The sequence below is a fragment of the Pseudomonas sp. MF09156 genome (genome assembly GCF_059862305.1).
The window spans coordinates 772,829-790,350 of sequence record NZ_JCBCUR010000001.1; the positions used below are offsets into that span (position 1 = coordinate 772,829).

General features: G+C 59.9%; 16 protein-coding genes and 2 pseudogenes. 9 read left to right on the forward strand and 9 right to left on the reverse strand.

Annotated elements, in window-relative coordinates; translation table 11 throughout:
- Window positions 1-21: 21 nt before the first annotated feature.
- The gene (locus AC19YY_RS03640; RefSeq protein ID WP_169955343.1) at window positions 22-966 is read right to left on the reverse strand and encodes an alpha/beta hydrolase; all 945 of its coding nucleotides are present in this window, start codon (window positions 964-966) and stop codon (window positions 22-24) included.
- A 210-nt stretch (window positions 967-1,176) separates the two neighbouring features.
- On the opposite strand from AC19YY_RS03640, the gene fadD2 reads away from it, so the two are divergent.
- Window positions 1,177-2,865, forward strand: coding sequence for a long-chain-fatty-acid--CoA ligase FadD2 (gene fadD2 / locus AC19YY_RS03645; RefSeq protein WP_170056877.1), 1,689 nt, complete (start codon window positions 1,177-1,179; stop codon window positions 2,863-2,865).
- A gap of 379 nt (window positions 2,866-3,244) precedes the next feature.
- Window positions 3,245-4,936 (forward strand): long-chain-fatty-acid--CoA ligase FadD1, encoded by a 1,692-nt coding sequence (gene fadD1 / locus AC19YY_RS03650; RefSeq protein ID WP_170056878.1) that lies wholly within the window; start codon window positions 3,245-3,247, stop codon window positions 4,934-4,936.
- Between the two features lie 196 nt (window positions 4,937-5,132).
- Here fadD1 and AC19YY_RS03655 read toward each other — a convergent pair whose 3' ends face one another.
- Entirely contained in the window at window positions 5,133-5,510 is a 378-nt protein-coding gene (locus tag AC19YY_RS03655; RefSeq protein ID WP_057439943.1) for a hypothetical protein, read from the reverse strand.
- A gap of 199 nt (window positions 5,511-5,709) precedes the next feature.
- On the opposite strand from AC19YY_RS03655, the gene AC19YY_RS03660 reads away from it, so the two are divergent.
- From AC19YY_RS03660 to def, 3 genes are all read left to right on the forward strand, one after another.
- Entirely contained in the window at window positions 5,710-5,901 is a 192-nt protein-coding gene (locus AC19YY_RS03660) for a CsbD family protein (RefSeq protein WP_029296443.1), read from the forward strand.
- A gap of 174 nt (window positions 5,902-6,075) precedes the next feature.
- The gene (locus tag AC19YY_RS03665) at window positions 6,076-7,029 is read left to right on the forward strand and encodes a YihY/virulence factor BrkB family protein (protein ID WP_029296445.1); all 954 of its coding nucleotides are present in this window, start codon (window positions 6,076-6,078) and stop codon (window positions 7,027-7,029) included.
- A gap of 3 nt (window positions 7,030-7,032) precedes the next feature.
- On the forward strand, window positions 7,033-7,572 hold the full coding sequence (gene def, locus AC19YY_RS03670) for a peptide deformylase (RefSeq protein WP_029296447.1): 540 nt from the start codon (window positions 7,033-7,035) through the stop codon (window positions 7,570-7,572).
- Here def and AC19YY_RS03675 read toward each other — a convergent pair.
- Window positions 7,569-7,985 (reverse strand): GNAT family N-acetyltransferase, encoded by a 417-nt coding sequence (locus tag AC19YY_RS03675; protein WP_169955339.1) that lies wholly within the window; start codon window positions 7,983-7,985, stop codon window positions 7,569-7,571. The two genes, def and AC19YY_RS03675, sit on opposite strands and share 4 nt — an antisense overlap.
- A gap of 739 nt (window positions 7,986-8,724) precedes the next feature.
- On the opposite strand from AC19YY_RS03675, the pseudogene AC19YY_RS03680 reads away from it, so the two are divergent.
- Window positions 8,725-9,501: pseudogene (locus AC19YY_RS03680) on the forward strand (PAS domain-containing protein); the annotation flags it as partial.
- Between the two features lie 114 nt (window positions 9,502-9,615).
- Window positions 9,616-10,044 (forward strand): annotated as a pseudogene (locus tag AC19YY_RS03685) (methyl-accepting chemotaxis protein); the annotation flags it as partial.
- Window positions 10,045-10,081: 37 nt separating this feature from the next.
- Here AC19YY_RS03685 and AC19YY_RS03690 read toward each other — a convergent pair.
- From AC19YY_RS03690 to gntR, 5 genes are all read right to left on the reverse strand, one after another.
- Window positions 10,082-10,582 carry a hypothetical protein gene (locus tag AC19YY_RS03690; RefSeq protein WP_169955337.1) on the reverse strand — a complete coding sequence of 167 codons (501 nt, stop codon included), beginning with the start codon at window positions 10,580-10,582 and terminating at the stop codon, window positions 10,082-10,084.
- A 149-nt stretch (window positions 10,583-10,731) separates the two neighbouring features.
- Entirely contained in the window at window positions 10,732-11,469 is a 738-nt protein-coding gene (locus AC19YY_RS03695) for an NAD-dependent epimerase/dehydratase family protein (protein ID WP_500603866.1), read from the reverse strand.
- 10 nt (window positions 11,470-11,479) lie between these two features.
- Window positions 11,480-12,112, reverse strand: coding sequence for a glutathione S-transferase family protein (locus AC19YY_RS03700; RefSeq protein ID WP_500603867.1), 633 nt, complete (start codon window positions 12,110-12,112; stop codon window positions 11,480-11,482).
- 181 nt (window positions 12,113-12,293) lie between these two features.
- Entirely contained in the window at window positions 12,294-12,617 is a 324-nt protein-coding gene (locus AC19YY_RS03705; RefSeq protein ID WP_170041930.1) for a DUF6124 family protein, read from the reverse strand.
- 338 nt (window positions 12,618-12,955) lie between these two features.
- On the reverse strand, window positions 12,956-13,987 hold the full coding sequence (gntR, locus tag AC19YY_RS03710) for an HTH-type transcriptional regulator GntR (RefSeq protein ID WP_169955372.1): 1,032 nt from the start codon (window positions 13,985-13,987) through the stop codon (window positions 12,956-12,958).
- A gap of 213 nt (window positions 13,988-14,200) precedes the next feature.
- Here gntR and AC19YY_RS03715 point away from each other — a divergent pair, with 213 nt between their 5' ends.
- Together AC19YY_RS03715 and AC19YY_RS03720 are read left to right on the forward strand one after the other, a co-directional pair.
- The gene (locus AC19YY_RS03715; protein WP_169955333.1) at window positions 14,201-14,734 is read left to right on the forward strand and encodes a gluconokinase; all 534 of its coding nucleotides are present in this window, start codon (window positions 14,201-14,203) and stop codon (window positions 14,732-14,734) included.
- Between the two features lie 84 nt (window positions 14,735-14,818).
- Window positions 14,819-16,171 carry a GntP family permease gene (locus tag AC19YY_RS03720; protein WP_500603868.1) on the forward strand — a complete coding sequence of 451 codons (1,353 nt, stop codon included), beginning with the start codon at window positions 14,819-14,821 and terminating at the stop codon, window positions 16,169-16,171.
- A 128-nt stretch (window positions 16,172-16,299) separates the two neighbouring features.
- Here the strand turns inward: AC19YY_RS03720 and alaC are convergent, their stop codons facing one another.
- Entirely contained in the window at window positions 16,300-17,511 is a 1,212-nt protein-coding gene (gene alaC / locus AC19YY_RS03725; RefSeq protein WP_029296464.1) for an alanine transaminase, read from the reverse strand.
- Between the last annotated feature and the right edge of the window lie 11 nt (window positions 17,512-17,522).

The following is a 17,522-nucleotide window of genomic DNA, read 5'->3' on the forward strand; positions in this document are numbered from 1 at the left end:
TAAACGAAAATATTTGTGCCTTCACTCGCAGCGCGCAGGCCTTCGATGGTCCACGGCCTGTGCCATCCATGCCAGCACATCGGCGGTGACCGCATCACGGTTGGTTTCATTGAAGAGTTCGTGGCGTGCTTGCGGGTAAATGTTCACTTGCAGGTTCTGGCAGCCTGCCTGCCGCAGCGCGTTAGCCAGACGGGTGAGACGCTTGCCCTCACTGACCGGATCACATTCGCCGCCCATCACCAGAATCGGCAGGCCCGGATCAATCTGTTTGAGATTGGACGCTTTGCTGATTTGCTGCAAGCCGCCGAGCAGGTCGATCCACAGCTGGTTGGTGCAGCGAAAGCCGCACAGGGGGTCGTTGACGTACTTGTCCACCTCGTCCGGGTCGCGGCTCAGCCAGTCGAATGCCGTGCGGTTAGGCTTGAAGGCCTTGTTGAATGAGCCAAACGATAGAAACTCGATCAACGCGCTACGGCCCCGCAGGCCCTGGCGCAGGCGTTCGGCGCGGGCGATCAGTTGGGCGGCGCGGTACAGGGCCACCGGCTGGAAATTCGAGCCACTGAGAATCGCCCCATGCAGGCTGGCGCTGTGATGCAGCAAATAGGCCTGGGCGATGTAGCTGCCCATGCTGTGGCCCAGCAGGATGATCGGCACACCGGGGGCCTGCTGGCCGATGTGCTGGTTGAGCGCGGCCAGGTCACCTACCACTTTGTTCCAGCCATCGCGTTCGGCGAACAGGCCCAGGGTGCCTTCATCGGCCGTACGGCCGTGGCCGCGCTGGTCTGGGGCATACACACCGTAGCCTGCGTCACACAGGGCCTGGGCCAGGCGCCCATAGCGGCCGCTGTGCTCGGCCATGCCATGGGCCAACATCACCAGCGCCGTGGGCGGCCCGTCCGGTAGCCATTGGTTGACGTACAGGCGGCTGCGGTCGTTCGCGGTCAGCCAGAAAGTGGTGTGGTTCATGGCGCTTCCTTTGCTCAGGGTCGTTGCAGTGTATAGCTCATCCGGGGGCGGGCGTCTGATCACCCTTGGCCTCAGGGGCAAGATTCATACAATCAATGACACGTTTTAGTGTATTTGCCTGTTTGGCCATAGCTGCTAACGTCCCCGAAGCTCCGCTTCCCATAAACAGCCGGAAGCGGTCGGGCACACTCGGGTAAGAGGACAAGAATAATGCAACCTGATTTCTGGAATGACAAACGCGCGGCCGGTGTGCCCAACGAGCTTGACCTGTCGGCGTACAAGTCAGTAATCGAAGTCTTCGAGCGTTCCTGCAAGGCCTTTGCCGACCGTCCGGCATTCAGCAACATGGGGATCACCCTGACCTACGCCGACCTGGAGCGCCAGAGCGCGGCGTTCGCCGGCTACCTGCAGCACCACACCGATCTCAAGCCGGGCGACCGCATCGCGGTGCAGATGCCCAACGTCCTGCATTATCCGATTGCCGTGTTCGGCGCCTTGCGCGCCGGGCTGGTGGTGGTCAACACCAACCCGCTGTACACCCCGCGGGAAATGCGCCATCAGTTCAAGGACGCGGGCATTCGTGGGCTGGTCTACCTCAACCTGTTCGGCTCCAGGGTCCAGGAAGTGGCGGCCGACACCGAGATCGAATACCTGATCGAAGCAAAAATGGGCGACTTCATGCCTGCCGCCAAGGGTTGGCTGATCAACACCGTGGTCGACAAGGTGAAGAAAATGGTCCCGGCCTACAGCCTGCCTCGGGCGGTGTCGTTCAAGCGCGCCTTGCGCATGGGCGCGGGCCTGGCCGTGACCCGTCATCCGATGACTCTCGATGACATCGCCGTGCTGCAATACACCGGCGGCACCACCGGCCTGGCCAAGGGCGCGATGCTCACCCACGGCAACCTGGTGGCGAATATGCAGCAGGTGCGGGCCTGCATGTCCCAGTTGCGTGAAGACGGGCATCCGCTGGTCAAGGAAGGGCAGGAGGTGATGATTGCGCCGCTGCCGCTGTACCACATCTATGCCTTCACCGCGAACTGCATGTGCATGATGGTCACCGGCAACCACAACGTGCTGATCACCAATCCACGGGACATCGGCGGCTTTATCAAGGAACTGAAGAAGTGGCGGTTCACCGGGCTGCTGGGGCTCAACACGCTGTTTGTCGCGCTGATGGAACACCCGGACTTCAAGACCCTGGACTTCTCCCACCTGAAGATCACCAACTCCGGCGGCACCGCCCTGGTCAAGGCCACGGCCGAGCGCTGGAAGCAGATCACCGGTTGTTCCATCGGCGAAGGCTACGGCCTGACCGAGACATCGCCGGTGGCCAGCACCAACCCCTACGGTGATCAATCGCGCCTGGGCACCGTGGGTATTCCGGTGCCGGGCACGGCGATGAAGGTCATCGATGACGCCGGCGAGGAGTTGCCGCTGGGTGAGCGGGGCGAGCTGTGCATCAAGGGCCCGCAGGTCATGAAGGGATACTGGCAGCAACCGGCGGCCACCGCCGAGACCCTGGACGCCGAAGGCTGGCTCAAGACTGGCGATATTGCGGTGATCGACCCGGACGGGTTTGTGCGCATTGTCGATCGCAAGAAGGACCTGATCATCGTCTCGGGCTTCAATGTGTACCCCAACGAGATCGAGGATGTGGTGATGGCCCACCCCAACGTCGCCAACTGCGCAGTGATCGGCGTGCCGGACGAGCGTACCGGCGAGGCGGTGAAACTGTTCGTGGTGGCGCGGGCCCAGGGCGTCAGCCTTGAGGAGCTGAAGACTTACTGCAAGGCCAACTTCACCGGCTACAAAGTGCCCAAGCACATTGTGTTGCGGGACTCGCTGCCGATGACACCGGTGGGAAAAATCCTACGGCGCGAGCTTCGCGACATCGCCTGATCTCAATTGAAATACGATTCAAATGTGGGAGCTGGCTTGCCTGCGATGGCGGTGTATCAGTCGAAGGATGCGTCGACTGGCCCGCCGCCATCGCAGGCAAGCCAGCTCCCACATTTACTGCGTACGCCCTTAAAGTAGAGCTGTTCCGTGGCTTATAGAATTTTTGCTCTAAAAGTGACTACTGGATATTCTTGAGTCATGTTTATGACTGTAGGACCTTCTTTTGGCTCTAGGCGGCCCTTTGCAAAGCTGCTACTCTCGGCGCGCTTTGTGACCTCTCGGCCTGCTTGAAACAGCCAGAATCACCTAAAAAACACACACAAATAATAATCGCATCAAATGCGGTGAATGAATTCGCGTCGCTGAGGAGTGGGCTTCCATGATCGAAGACTTTTGGAAGGATAAGTACCCCGCCGGGATTGCTGCAGACATCAATCCAGACGAGTATCAAAATATTCAGGCGGTACTGAAACAGTCCTGCCAGCGCTTCGCCAACAAACCGGCTTTCAGCAACCTGGGCAAGACAATCACCTACGGTGAGCTGTACGAATTGTCCGGTGCCTTTGCCGCGTACCTGCAACAGCATACCGACTTGCAGCCCGGTGATCGAATCGCCGTGCAACTGCCCAACCTCTTGCAATACCCGGTCGCCGTGTTCGGTGCCATCCGTGCCGGCCTGATCGTGGTCAACACCAACCCGCTGTACACCGCGCGGGAAATGGAACACCAGTTCAACGACTCCGGGGCCAAGGCCCTGATCTGCCTGGCCAACATGGCGCACCTGGCAGAAAAGGTCGTGCCCAAGACTGGCGTCAAGCACGTGATCGTCACCGAAGTGGCTGACCTGTTGCCGCCGCTCAAGCGGCTACTGATCAACAGCGTCATCAAGTACGTGAAGAAAATGGTCCCGGCCTATCACTTGCCCCAGGCGATCAAGTTCAACGACGTCCTGGCCAAGGGCTATGGTCAACCTGTCACCGACGCCAGCCCTGCCAGCGAAGACGTGGCCGTGCTGCAATACACCGGTGGCACCACCGGCGTAGCCAAGGGCGCGATGCTGACCCATCGCAACCTGGTAGCCAACATGCTGCAATGCAAGGCGCTGATGGGCTCCAACCTCAATGAAGGTTGCGAAATCCTGATCACGCCGCTGCCGCTTTACCATATCTATGCCTTCACCTTTCATTGCATGGCGATGATGCTGATCGGCAACCACAACATCCTGATCAGCAACCCGCGCGACCTGCCGGCGATGGTCAAGGAGTTGTCGAAGTGGAAGTTCAGCGGTTTTGTCGGCCTGAACACCTTGTTCGTGGCCCTGTGCAACAACGAAGGCTTTCGCAAGCTGGATTTCTCTGCGCTCAAGGTCACCCTGTCGGGCGGCATGGCCCTGCAACTGGCGGCCGCCGAGCGTTGGAAAGCCGTGACCGGCTGCAATATCTGCGAAGGCTACGGCATGACCGAAACCAGCCCGGTGGCCACGGTCAACCCAATCCAGAATATCCAGATCGGCACCATCGGCATCCCGGTGCCTTCGACCCTGTGCAAAGTCATCTCGGATGAGGGCGTCGAGTTGCCCCTGGGTGAAATCGGCGAACTGTGCGTCAAGGGCCCGCAAGTGATGAAGGGCTATTGGCAGCGTGAAGACGCCACCGCCGAAGTGCTCGACAGCGAAGGCTGGTTGAAGACCGGTGATATCGCGATCATCCAGCCAGACGGCTACATGCGCATCGTCGACCGCAAGAAAGACATGATTCTGGTCTCCGGCTTCAACGTCTACCCCAACGAGCTGGAGGACGTGCTGGCAAGCCTGCCAGGCGTACTGCAATGCGCGGCCATTGGTGTACCGGACGAAAAGTCGGGCGAGCACATCAAGCTGTTCATCGTGGTCAAACCGGGCGCGACCCTGACCAAGGAGCAGGTGATGGAGCACATGCGCGCCAACGTCACCGGCTACAAAGTACCCAAGGCTGTCGAGTTCCGCGAGGCACTGCCGACCACCAACGTGGGCAAGATCCTGCGTCGCGAGTTGCGTGATGAAGAGCTCAAGAAGCTTGGCCTGAAGAAGTAAACAAAAAGCCCCGCGAATGCGGGGCTTTTTATTGGGCGCTGAGTGTCGACTGACCCACCGCTATCGCCGCGATGCGGCGACCCGACAAGCCATTTTTCCTGGGCCACACTCAAAACTCCTGTACAGCACAACCCCCTGTGGGAGCGGGCTTGCCCGCGATGGCGTCATGTCAGCCCGCACATTTGTGATCGGGTATTTACAGGGCGAACTGCGCGAAGCTCACGCCAGCGCCTGCCGGGCGTACATCTTTCAGGAACGAATCCTTGTCCGCGCTCAGCTCCAGGGTAATCTCCGGCTTGCGCTTGCCCGCGTTGCGCACCACCAACCCTTCAAGCTTTTCACGCAGGTACACGGTCGGTACTTTCAGGTGCAGCAACTGGTCGGTCTCGGCGTTGTGCATCAACAAATGAATCCACTCGTACTGGCCGATGGCGATGCGTGCCACTGGCAGGTCGAACCACCAGATGTTGCGCTTGCGGTCCAGGTCGGTGAAGTGGCAGTTGTTGACGCCGAGCACGGCACCGCCCAGTTCCAGGTTTCTGCGGGCGATGGCCTGTGATTTATTGAGTTTCATAACCTTCCTACGGGATCTGTTATTCAGCGGTTGAGCCTGAATCTGCCGGGCATTCTCGGGGGTTGGCCGCAAAACATAAAGCCAAACCTGTGCTGGGTGATGAAATGCCTTACGCAAATAATTGAAACTCTGCGCAGAGGCCCAGGGTCAACCCTTACGTAATGACCAAAACCCTTGATTGTTCTTACGGAGAAATACCATGGGCAGCACAGCGGATAAGGCAAAAGGTTTAGCAAACGAAGCCATCGGCAACATCAAGCAAGGTGTCGGCAAAGCCACTGACAACACCAAGCTTGAGACCGAAGGCAAGATCCAAGAGAAGAAGGGCGAAGCCCAGCAAGCGGTCGGCAAGGTCAAGGACGCGGTAAAGAATACCGTCGACAAAGCCTGATTCCAGCGTTTGCACCATGCAGCATAACGGCCATCCACGGATGGCCGTTTTTGTGTCACACCCGATGTTTAAAGTTTCGAAATTGTTTCAAGGTCGCCAAATAGGCTACCTTGATGTAGAAAACGGCCCCTGAGTCGCCCACGAACTCAACCTTTTGCGGCGAAAGGAGACGCTATGATTTTTCCGGTATTAAAAGATCTGCCGCTGCACCGCGTATTGATGCGCACCGTCACAGAGTTCATCGACGACGAGATGCCTACCTACGCCTCGGCACTGGCCTACCAGATGCTGTTTTCGCTGTTCCCCTTCCTGTTGTTCCTGATTGCCCTGATCGGTTTCCTGCACCTGCCGGACTTCTTCAGCTGGTTGCGCCTGCAGTCGGAACTGGTGTTGCCGCCCCAGGCCCTGGAGCAGGTCAACCCGGTGATCGACCAGTTGCAGCAATCCAAGGGTGGGCTGCTGTCGGTGGGTATCGTCATTGCGCTGTGGACCGCCTCGGCGGGCGTGCGCCTGATGATGAGTGCGATGAACGCCGCCTACGACGTGGTGGAAGGCCGGCCGATCTGGAAACGTTTCCCGCTGTCGATTCTCTACACCGTGGGCATCGCTGGCATGTTGCTGGCGGCCGCCGCGTTGATGGTCCTGGGGCCGCAAGTGATGGAATGGCTGGCCGGGCAGATCGGCATGCAGGAATTCGTCGTGACCCTGTGGACCATCTTGCGCTGGCCGTTGATCGTGATCCTGCTGATGTTCGCCGTGGCCTTGATGTACTACGTGATGCCGGACGTGAAGCAGAAATTTCGCTTTATCACGCCAGGCTCGGTGCTGGCGGTGGTGGTCTGGATCGTGGCTTCACTGGGCTTTGGCTATTACGTCAAGACCTTCGCCGACTACAACGCCATGTACGGCAGCATCGGCGCGATCATCGTCCTACTGCTGTACTTCTATATTTCCGCCGCCGTGTTGCTGCTGGGCGCGGAGATGAACGCAGTGATCGAGCATATGTCTGCCGAAGGCAAGGACCCCGGTGAGAAGGATTTTGGCGAGCATCACCCCGATGAAAAACAGCATGTCTCGGGCCTTGGCCGGGACCATTCGATTCCCAAGCCCACCACTGATGAAACCTGACCGATGATTCGTGAAATCCTGAAAATGGGCGATGAGCGCCTGCTGCGTATCGCGCCACCGGTGCCACCGGAAATGTTCGACAGCCCCGAGCTGTGGCAGTTGATCGATGACATGTTCCAGACCATGGAACACGTGGGCGGCGTCGGCCTGGCCGCGCCGCAGATCGGTGTCGACCTGCAACTGGTGATTTTCGGCTTCGAGAGCAGCGAGCGCTACCCGGATGCGCCGGCGGTGCCCCAGACCATCCTGATCAACCCGCTGATTACCCCGCTGAGCCCGGTGCTGGAGGAGGGCTATGAAGGCTGCCTGTCAGTACCTGGGTTGCGCGGTGCGGTGGATCGCTACCAGCAGATTCGCTACGAGGGGTTTGATCCCAAGGGCGAGCCGATTGTGCGGATTGCCGACGGTTTCCACGCGCGGGTGGTGCAGCATGAGTGCGACCACCTGATCGGCCGCCTGTACCCCTCGCGGATTACAGACTTCAGCAAGTTCGGGTTTATCGAGGTGATGTTCCCGGAGCTGGATCCCGCCGCCGACGCTTAACCCTGGCGGCACAGGCCCATGGCAATCATCGGCTTGTTGCGTTTATAGCGCACCAGGCGCTCGGCCAACGACTGTGGCAACACGGTCTGCTGGCTGAAGCCCTGGGCGGCATAAAATTCTTCCAGGTCGGGGTGGCACAGTAACCACACGGTGCCTTCAACAGGCGCGATGGCTTTGGCGATCAGCCGCGCTGCCAGCCCTTGCCCGCGCAATGTCGGATCGACAAACAACCCGGTTAGCCACTGGCCGCCGACCACAGGGCTCAGGCACAGCCCGGCGACAATCTCGCTATTGCGCGCCACCCACAACTGGCCGCCCTTGAGGGCTTTCATCGAGGAATTGTGGCTGCGGTAGAACTTGTTCAGCAGCGGCCACAGGGGCTCTGCCAGTAGATCAATGTGCAACTCGGGCATGGTAGTTCGACAGGCGTGATCAAGAGCCGGGGATTATAAGTCGGGCAAAGCGCCTTCTGTTGGGCAATAGGTGTTATACCCCTTGTTACTTCCTCTGTTAGTGGAGCATGCATCATGGCCAAAGGTATGGATTCAAAGAAAGCCGCGAAGAAGAAACCGGCAAAGACCGCCGATGAAAAACGCGCGGACAAAAAAGCCAAGAAAACCGAGACAGGCCTGTTCGGTCACTGAGTGCCTGACTATAGGAGCGAGCTTGCTCGCTCCTATACGGTATCGATACACACTGACATCCCCCCGCACGTCCCCCTCCAATACCTGTTCATCAATACTGGCTGATTACTGGCCTTGCATAGCGCCAAGCCCTGTCTATGCTCACCCATAACCACTTATGTCGCTTGCCATATGAAGCGTTTTGGGTGGCCGATTGCATAGTGATTGATGAGCACTATACAAACCGTGAATAGATGAGTGCGTATGTCAAAGCGCCGGGAAAAAAGGAGCATCAGGTTAAATGGATTTACGTGTGTCGGTTAAAGCGGACCCCTGGGGGGGTCATCAAGAAAAGGATGCCTTGAAACGAGCGTTGCCCCATGGACTCTCCGATTGGCCATCATTTATCTATCGCCTGACACTTGTCCTGTCTCTGGACGGATGCGTTTGCCTGTTTTGTGGAAAGTTGTACTGGGTCAAATCCAAGAACTAACCGTCATTCAAAGACAGCGCTGAAGGTGATCCGATCATGTTTAACCTCCACCACAAATCCGACCTGCTGGAAATCGAGCGTTTTTCCTGTGCGCTGACCCAGGCCCAAGCCAAGCTCGCGGCCATCAGTCGTTCGATGGCGATGATCGAGTTCGATCGCGACGGCGTGGTACTGGATGCCAACGAAAACTTCTGTAGGACCATGGGCTACAGCGCCGAGGAAGTACGCGGCAAACACCATCGAATCTTCTGTGAAGAGTCCTACTACCGCAGCGACGCCTACGCCAAGTTGTGGCGCGACCTGGCCCAGGGCGAGCCCATCAGCGGCACGTTCATGCGCTTGACCAAGAGCGGTCAGGAAGTGTGGCTGGAGGCCAGCTACATGCCAGTGTTCGGCCCGGATAAACAGGTGCAGAGCGTGATCAAGGTGGCGTCGGATATTTCCGAGCGGATCCACCGTGAACATGAAAACCAAAGCCTGATCGACGCCATCGGCCGTTCCATGGCCGTCATTGAGTTCACGCCCCAGGGGCAGATCCTCAATGCCAACCAGAATTTCCTGAAGACGGTGCAGTATTCCCTCGGCGAAATCGTTGGCCAGCACCACAGCATGTTTTGCCACCGCGCCGAGGTGGAGTCGCCGGCTTACAAAGCATTCTGGGCCTCCCTCAACCGCGGCGAATTCCACTCCCACCGTTTTGAACGGCGCAACAAGCAGGGTCAGACACTTTTTCTGGAAGCCTCCTACAACCCAATCTTCGATACCAACGGCCGCCTGTACAAAGTAGTGAAGTTCGCCAGTGACATCACCGAACAGGTCACCACCTTGCGTAACGCTGCCGACTCGGCCCACGCCACTTCGGTACAGAACGACGCCTGCGCCCGCAAGGGCTCGCAAGTGGTGCAGCAGACGGTGCAGATCATCGAAGAAATCTCCCGTGACCTGAATGAAGCGGCGTTGAGCATCGATGCGGTGAGCAAGCAGTCGGACATTATCGGCACCATCGTGCAGACCATTCGCGGGATTGCCGATCAAACCAACCTGTTGGCACTCAACGCGGCGATTGAAGCCGCCCGCGCGGGTGAGCACGGCCGTGGTTTTGCAGTGGTGGCGGACGAGGTGCGCAGCCTGGCGGCGCGTACCAGCCAGGCGACGATCGAGATTGTCGATGTGGTGCGCAAAAACCACGACTTGTCCCTGAGCGCGGTATCGAGCATGCAGTCGAGCCTGAGCCGTACCGGGCTGGGGGTGGAGTTGGCCAATGAAGCGGGGCAGGTGATCCTGGAGATCCAGGAAGGCTCGCGGCATGTGGTGGATGCCATCGGTCAGTTCAACTCCACCCTGCAACTGCAATAGGCCCCCAACGGAGCCGGCTTGCCGGCTCCTACACGGGTCAGATCGCCGCCAGGGTGTCTTTCACGGCCTTGATCTGCGGGTCGGCAGTCTTCTCGGCAAACTGCTGCGCCGCCTGCATTTTCAGGCGCTCAGTCACTTCCAGGGCAATGGCATTCTGCTGTTCGATAGGCATCGCTTTCACTTCTTCTTCGGTCAGGCCCTTTTCCTTGAGGATCTGATCGCGAATGCGCTCGGCCGGCGTCTTGGTCATGTACTCATTGAATTCGGTGCGGGCCTGGGTATTGGCTGAGGTGGCCGGCGTGGCGCTGGTCGGCGGCGTTGCTTGCAGTTGCAGGCGGGTCTTGGCAAACGCGGCATCCACATTGCTGGCCGTGGTGTCGGTAGCCTTTTGCGTGGCTTGCACCTGGGTTGCGGCAACGGCGTTCTGCACGTTCTGCATCACGCCGCTGTACAGCGCGCTGGCGGCGGCGTTGGCCGGGTCCAGGTCGGGGCGTTTGGACTGTTGGATCACGGACGAGACTTGGGTATTGACCAACATGATCGGGCACCTGTGGTTTTGAACGGTCCATAGGGTTTAGCAATTAGCGTGCCGGGACCTAAACCCCTGTGTTCATTGGCTGTGAGGGCAGTCTTTAGGCAGCAAGCGGGTTGCCGACGGCCAATGTTTGCCGTCGGCGGCCATTGCCTTCAGTAGGTGATGGGAATCTCGAAGACCTGGAAGGCATCGTCCTGCGGCTGATACCCAAGAACCCGTGTGGTCTCGCTCAAGTCCAGGCGCTTGAAGCGGTTATTGGAAATGCCATGGGCGATCAGGTGCTTGACCCCCTCGGCCTCCACCGAGCGTTGCAACAACTGCACGGCATCCCGAGGGCTGAGCCAGGCGCTGAGGTCGCGGGCGTTGTTCAGGTCGTGGGTTTCGGCAAATTCAAACGCGCCAATGCGTAACGCGATGGTGGAGAGTGGGGTTTTGGCAGCGTAATAGCCGCACAGCGCTTCGCCGTAGCATTTGCTCACGCCATACAGGTTGGCGGGCAGCACCGGCATGCCTGGGGTGATTTGCCGATCCACCGGGTAGCCTTCGATGGTCTGCGCGCTACTGGCGAAGACCAGGCGCTTGACGTTGGCGGCCACAGCCGCTTCGAACAGATAGGTGGTGGCGAGGATATTGTTGGGGAGCAGTTCGTCGAAGGTGGCGCTGGCGTGGGGAATGCCCGACAGGTGCACAATCACGTCGACGCCGTCGAGCAGCGCGGTGAGGGCCGTTTTGTCACTCAAGTCGGCCTGCACGAAGCGATGGCCGTCGAGGGCGAAGCCCGGTGCGACGCGGTCGGTGAGGGTAAAGCGGTAGCGATCTTTCGACGCTTCGAAAAATGTCTTGCCGATCCTGCCGCAGGCGCCGGTGAGCAGTACGTTGAGTCCTTTCATCGTGTAATCCTTAGTTGTGACCGTCGAGGGCAAAGGCCTGGAAACCTGGGCGCTGGCTGAGCAGGGCGTAGTACGCATCGACAGCCGGGTAGGACGGGTGCTCCATGGGCGTCATCCGCCAGCGGTGCACCGACAGGCCGATCAGGATATCGGCGAGGCTGAAGGTGTCGCCAGCCACATAGGCGCCGGTTTTGCTCAGTTGCTGCTCCAGCAACCCCATCTTGTCGTGCCAACCGCGCACACCGCCAGCAATGCGCTGCGGCTCCTGGAAGTCCGGGTTCTGGCGCACCAGGGCGTGGAAGGCATAGCCCCAGGAGGGGTTGAGTTCGGTGGCTTGCCAGTCCATCCATTGCTCGACCCTGGCGCGAGGCGCGGGGGCGGCGGGCAGCAGGTCTTGACGCTGGTGCAGGCCCACCAGGTAGCGGCAGATGGTATTGGACTCCCACAGCACGCCGTTGTCGTCGATGATCACCGGGATCTGGGCGTTGGGGTTCAGGGCGAGGAAGGCGGGTGATTGGGTGGGGGTGAAGCCGATGCCCCAGTCTTCGCGCTCGTAGGGGATGTTCAGTTCCTGGCAGGTCCACAGGACTTTTCGTACGTTGATGGACGAAGTGCGACCCAAGATTTTCAGCGCATGTCCCATGGTGCTTCCCTGGCAGGTGTGAGTTGGCGTTGGCCAATTTAGCAGGGGCCAAGTGGGCACGGTAAAAAAATGTGGGAGCTGGCTTGCCTGCGATGGCGGTGTGCCAGTCATTATCTTGGGTGGCTGACACACCGCCATCGCAGGCAAGCCCGCTCCCACCTTTTTGATCGCGTCTGGGCTTTTAGTTGTGCGGTGTTTGCTGGTCCATCAGTGTGCTCATCAGCAACACGCCCAACTCGCTCAACTGATGAATCGCCAGGGTCCTGTCACGGTCTTTGCCGGTCAGGTCTTCGGACAGGTCCAGCAGCAACGTGGTAACGGAGGAAAAGGTTTCATAGCTGTTGGCAATCAGGCTTTCGCTGCTGGCGCCGGAAGTGACGGTGAACAGGGTGGAAGGTTCGGGCGCCGGGGCGGTCGGGGGATTGAGGTAGTGATCAATAGCGCGGTGGGCGGCCTGGTTGAGTTTTGCGTCGTGAAGCGGGGGGTTGGGAGTAACTTTGAACATGGTTATGACCTTTGGCTGGGCCACCACCGGGTCGCTACTAAACGAAAGGGTGGCGGCTGTACGCAGGTTAGTAGACCGGTAAAGTCATACAAAAAACCGGCGCGCCACGAGGGCGCCCTGCGCACAGCCACCATCAAGCACAGGCGGTAAGCCTGATAGATGAAGCTCATGCTCATTTGTATGACTGCTCAGGCTACTAAACCCGATCACCGAGAAGTTCAGCGACCGGGCCACCTTAGAGAGCCCCACCCAGGCGCACAAGCCGGCGGATTCTGACGCAACCGTAGGTAACGGAGCAAGGCGCTGCCAAAGAGTCAGTCTATTCCTACAGCTGGCGCCTAGGTGCTCTCGCGCACCTTCAACTCAAACCCCATATCCACCACCGGCCGGGCGATCTTGTTGCCGGCCATCACCGTCAGCAAATGCTCTGCCGCGCGTCGGCCAATGGCTTCGCGTGGGGTGCTGATGCTGCTCAGGCGCGGCACCATGAAGCTGGAGGCGGGCAGGTCGTTGAAGCCCAGCACCGCCACCTGCTGTGGCACTTTGATCCCGTGGCGCAGGGCTTCGAGCAGGGCGCCCTGGGCCAGGTCGTCGTTGCCGAAGAAGATCGCGTCCACGTCCGGGTGGCTGGCCAACAGTTGCAGGAACAACTCGCCACCCAGGCCCACCGACGAGGGGCGCGGGGTCAGCAGTTCGAGGGCCGGGTCATACAGGCCGGCCTGTTGCAGGCCACGACGGAAACCCTCACCGCGCAGCAGTGTGCGCTGGTCCAGTTGCGCGCCGACATAGGCCAGGCGTTTGCGGCCCCGGGAGATCAGGTGCGCCGCAGCGGTTTCACCGGCACTGATCTGCGAGAAACCGACGCAGTTGAGGCCGGCCGTCGGGTCCAGGTCCATCATGTACACGCAGGGCACATTGCTCGACTCCACCATGCGCCGGGCGCTTTCGGTGCGGTCAAAGCCGGTCAGCAGCAGGCCCCGAGGCTGGTAGGCCATGTAGTTGCGCAACAGGTTTTCTTCTTCGTCCCGGGAATAGTGGGTGTTGCCGATCAGCACTTCGAAGCCCTTGGGCCGCAGCACCTGGTGGATGGCTTCCAGGGTTTCGATAAACAGCAGGTTGGACAGCGAGGGCACCAGCACCACCACCGACTGGCTGCGGGCCGACGCCAGTGCGCGGGCGGCGGGGTTGACCACGTAGTTCAGCTCGGCGGCGGCTTTCTGTACTTTTTCCACCAGTTCGGTGGCCACGGTACTGATCCCGCGCAGGGCCCGGGAGGCGGTAATCGGGCTGACCCCCGCCAGGCGGGCAACTTCGTTAAGGGTAGGGCGACCCGTCGTGCGGGTATTTTTATCGTTCTTGGAGGTCATCAGGCGGCTTGCCAAACAAAAATCGAGGCACTAAGGTAGCGCTGTCTCCAAAGGCCTGCAAATACTTGCGCAAAGGGTTGCCTGATCCTTGCGCAAACAGTTGGAGAGGATGCACGCGTCACTCCATAAAAATGACAATTAGGCGCGGGAAAAGCCTGTTTTTGCACTAGCCTTAGGGCGTGCAAAGGTAGCGCTATCTGCGTCCTGAGGTGTTTCATGAGTCAACCTGTTACCGCCCTGGTCATCATGGGTGTTTCCGGCTGTGGCAAGTCCAGTGTCAGCGAGGCCCTGTGCCTGTTGAACGGCGCCACCGCCATTGAAGGCGACAGCTTTCACCCGGCTGCCAACATCGAAAAGATGAGCGCAGGCCATCCTCTCAACGACGACGACCGTGCCGGCTGGCTCGATATCCTCTGCGATGAGCTGCGCCGTGCGCTCAAGGCCGGCGAGCATCCGGTGCTGACCTGTTCGGCGCTGAAGAAAAAATACCGCGATCACCTGCGCGAAGCCGCGCCGGGCCTGGGCTTTGTCTTCCTCGAACTGACCCGCGAGGTGGCCGCCGACCGTGTGTCCCATCGCCCCGGCCATTTCATGCCGGCCAGCCTGATCGACAGCCAGTTCGCCACCCTCGAATCGCCCATTGGCGAGCCGCTGACCCTGGCCCTCAATGCCAGTGAAGACAGCATCGAGGCATTGGCCGCGCAGACCCACGCGTGGTGGCTGACCCACGGCTTTGAACCTTCCCGATGATTTTTTGGCTGAAAGATAGCGCTATCCGACGGCACGAAACTCAACACCCGCTTTAATAACAACAACAAACAGGAGACGACCCCCATGTTTGGCATGTCCCACGAGTCTTACCTGCTGCTCGATGCAGTGGTCACCATCATCGGGTTGATCGTGTTGATCACCCGGTTCAAGGTTCACCCCTTTATCGCCCTGATCATCGCCTCAGGTTTTCTGGGCCTGACCTCGGGCATGCCCGTGGACAAGATCATCAAGGCCTTCCAGGACGGTTTCGGCGGCGTGCTCGGGTTTGTCGGGATAATCCTGGCGCTGGGTACGATGCTCGGCAAGATGATGGCCGAATCCGGCGGTGCCGATCAGATCGCCCAAACCCTGATCCGCGCCTTCGGCAAGGACAAGGTGCAGTGGGCAATGATGTTCGCCGCCTTCCTGGTGGGCATCCCGCTGTTCTTCGAGATCGGCTTTGTGTTGCTGATCCCGCTGGTGTTTATCGTTGCGCGGCGCACCGGTGTGTCGCTGATCAAGATCGGCATCCCGTTGCTCGCCGGCCTCTCGGCGGTGCATGGCCTGGTGCCGCCGCACCCGGGGCCGTTGCTGGCCATCGGCGTGTTTGGCGCGGATATCGGCAAGACCATCCTTTACGGCCTGATCGTCTCCTTGCCCACCGCCATCATTGCCGGGCCGATCTTCGGTACGTTCATTGCCAAGTACATCCCCGGCAACCCGTCCCAGGAACTGGTGGACCAACTGGCCCGTGAGTCCGACGGGAAAAACCTGCCGAGCTTCAGCATCACCCTGATCACCGTGCTGCTGCCGGTATTCCTGATGCTGCTCAAAACCTTCGCCGACATCGCCCTGCCAGACGGGCACATCGTGCGTAACTGGATGGACATGATCGGCCACCCGATCAGCGCCTTGCTCCTGGCGTTGCTGCTGTCGCTGTACACCTTTGGCCATCGCCAGGGCATCCATTCCAAACAGATCCTCAAGTTGCTGGATGCCAGCCTTGCGCCGACCGCCGCGATCATCCTGATCATCGGTGCCGGTGGCGGTTTCAAGCAGATGCTGGTGACCAGCGGCGTAGGTGATGTGATCGGCCATATGGCGGTGACAGCGCAGATCAACCCGATCCTGCTGGCCTGGCTGGTGGCGGCGGTGATTCGGATTGCTACGGGCTCGGCGACCGTTGCCACCATTACTGGCGCAGGCATTGTGGTGCCGGTGGTGGGGATGGTGCCGGGGGTCAACCTGGAGTTGCTGGTGCTGGCGACGGGGGCGGGGTCGTTGATTCTGTCGCACGTCAACGATGCAGGGTTCTGGCTGGTCAAGCAGTACTTCAACATGACCGTGGCCGAGACGTTCAAGACCTGGACGGCCATGGAGACCATCCTGTCCATCGTGGCGCTGGGCTTCATCATGTTGCTGTCGTTGGTGGTTTAAACCTTCACTGACATCACTGTAGGAGCCGGCTTGCCGGCGATAGCATCACCTCGGTATGCCTGGCACCCCGAGGTGTGTGCATCGCCGGCAAGCCAGCTCCTACATTGACCGTTGGATCGGGTTAGGCATCAGGCCTTGGTGACCAGGCCGTCGGCCCGGAACATGGCGCGGATCCCGCGCACCGCCTGGCGAATGCGGTCCTGGTTCTCGATCAGCGCAAAGCGCACATGGTCATCGCCATACTCGCCAAAGCCGATCCCCGGCGACACACACACCTTGGCTTCGAGCAGCAACTTCTTGGCAAATTCCAGCGAACCCATGGCGGCATACGCCTCGGGGATTTTCGCCCAGACGTACATCGACGCCTTCGGGTTCTCCACCATCCAGCCCAGCTCATGCAGGCCCTTGACCAGCACGTTGCGGCGCTGGCGGTACTGCTCGGCAATGTCCTTCACACATTGCTGGTCGCCTTCCAGCGCGGCAATCGCCGCCACTTGCAGCGGGGTGAAGGTGCCGTAGTCGTGGTAACTCTTGATGCGCGCCAGGGCGTTGACCAGTTCTGCGTTGCCCACCATAAAGCCAATGCGCCAGCCGGCCATGTTGTAGCTCTTGGACAGGGTGAAAAACTCCACCGCAATGTCCTTGGCGCCCGGCACCTGCATGATCGACGGGGCTTTCCAGCCGTCGTAGACGATATCGGCGTAGGCCAGGTCGTGGATCACCAGCACGTCGTACTGCTTGGCCAGGGCGATCACCCGCTCGAAGAAATCCAGCTCCACGCACTGCGCGGTCGGGTTGGACGGAAAACCCAGGATCATCATTTTCGGCTTGGGGATCGAACCGCGAATCGCCCGTTCCAGCTCGGCAAAGAAGTCCACGCCGGGAATCAGCGGCACCGAACGCACCTGGGCGCCGGCGATCACCGCACCGTAGATATGAATCGGGTAGCTGGGGTTGGGCACCAGCACGGTATCGCCCTGGTCCAGGGTGGCCAGCATCAGGTGCGCCAGGCCTTCCTTGGAGCCGATGGTCACGATAGCCTCGGTTTCCGGGTCGATATCCACCTCATAGCGGTCCTTGTACCAGCGCGAAATAGCGCGGCGCAGGCGCGGGATGCCTTTGGAGGTGGAGTAGCCGTGGGTGTCTTCACGCTGGGCGACGGTCACCAGTTTCTCCACGATATGTGGTGGGGTCGGGCCGTCGGGGTTACCCATGCTCAAGTCGATGATGTCTTCGCCGCGCCGACGCGCAGCCATCTTCAGCTCGGCAGTGATATTGAAAACATAAGGGGGGAGTCGATCTATGCGCGCAAAGCGGCGCGGCGAACCTTGGTCTGCCATTGTTGCCTCGG

Excerpts from the sequence above, each read along its gene's own strand:
- AC19YY_RS03640 (WP_169955343.1), bottom strand. The coding sequence starts at position 966 with ATGAACCACACCACTTTCTGGCTGACCGCGAACGACCGCAGCCGCCTG.
- fadD2 (WP_170056877.1), top strand. The coding sequence starts at position 1,177 with ATGCAACCTGATTTCTGGAATGACAAACGCGCGGCCGGTGTGCCCAAC.
- fadD1 (WP_170056878.1), top strand. The coding sequence starts at position 3,245 with ATGATCGAAGACTTTTGGAAGGATAAGTACCCCGCCGGGATTGCTGCA.
- AC19YY_RS03655 (WP_057439943.1), bottom strand. The coding sequence starts at position 5,510 with ATGAAACTCAATAAATCACAGGCCATCGCCCGCAGAAACCTGGAACTG.
- AC19YY_RS03660 (WP_029296443.1), top strand. The coding sequence starts at position 5,710 with ATGGGCAGCACAGCGGATAAGGCAAAAGGTTTAGCAAACGAAGCCATC.
- AC19YY_RS03665 (WP_029296445.1), top strand. The coding sequence starts at position 6,076 with ATGATTTTTCCGGTATTAAAAGATCTGCCGCTGCACCGCGTATTGATG.
- def (WP_029296447.1), top strand. The coding sequence starts at position 7,033 with ATGATTCGTGAAATCCTGAAAATGGGCGATGAGCGCCTGCTGCGTATC.
- AC19YY_RS03675 (WP_169955339.1), bottom strand. The coding sequence starts at position 7,985 with ATGCCCGAGTTGCACATTGATCTACTGGCAGAGCCCCTGTGGCCGCTG.
- AC19YY_RS03690 (WP_169955337.1), bottom strand. The coding sequence starts at position 10,582 with ATGTTGGTCAATACCCAAGTCTCGTCCGTGATCCAACAGTCCAAACGC.
- AC19YY_RS03695 (WP_500603866.1), bottom strand. The coding sequence starts at position 11,469 with ATGAAAGGACTCAACGTACTGCTCACCGGCGCCTGCGGCAGGATCGGC.
- AC19YY_RS03700 (WP_500603867.1), bottom strand. The coding sequence starts at position 12,112 with ATGGGACATGCGCTGAAAATCTTGGGTCGCACTTCGTCCATCAACGTA.
- AC19YY_RS03705 (WP_170041930.1), bottom strand. The coding sequence starts at position 12,617 with ATGTTCAAAGTTACTCCCAACCCCCCGCTTCACGACGCAAAACTCAAC.
- AC19YY_RS03715 (WP_169955333.1), top strand. The coding sequence starts at position 14,201 with ATGAGTCAACCTGTTACCGCCCTGGTCATCATGGGTGTTTCCGGCTGT.
- AC19YY_RS03720 (WP_500603868.1), top strand. The coding sequence starts at position 14,819 with ATGTTTGGCATGTCCCACGAGTCTTACCTGCTGCTCGATGCAGTGGTC.
- alaC (WP_029296464.1), bottom strand. The coding sequence starts at position 17,511 with ATGGCAGACCAAGGTTCGCCGCGCCGCTTTGCGCGCATAGATCGACTC.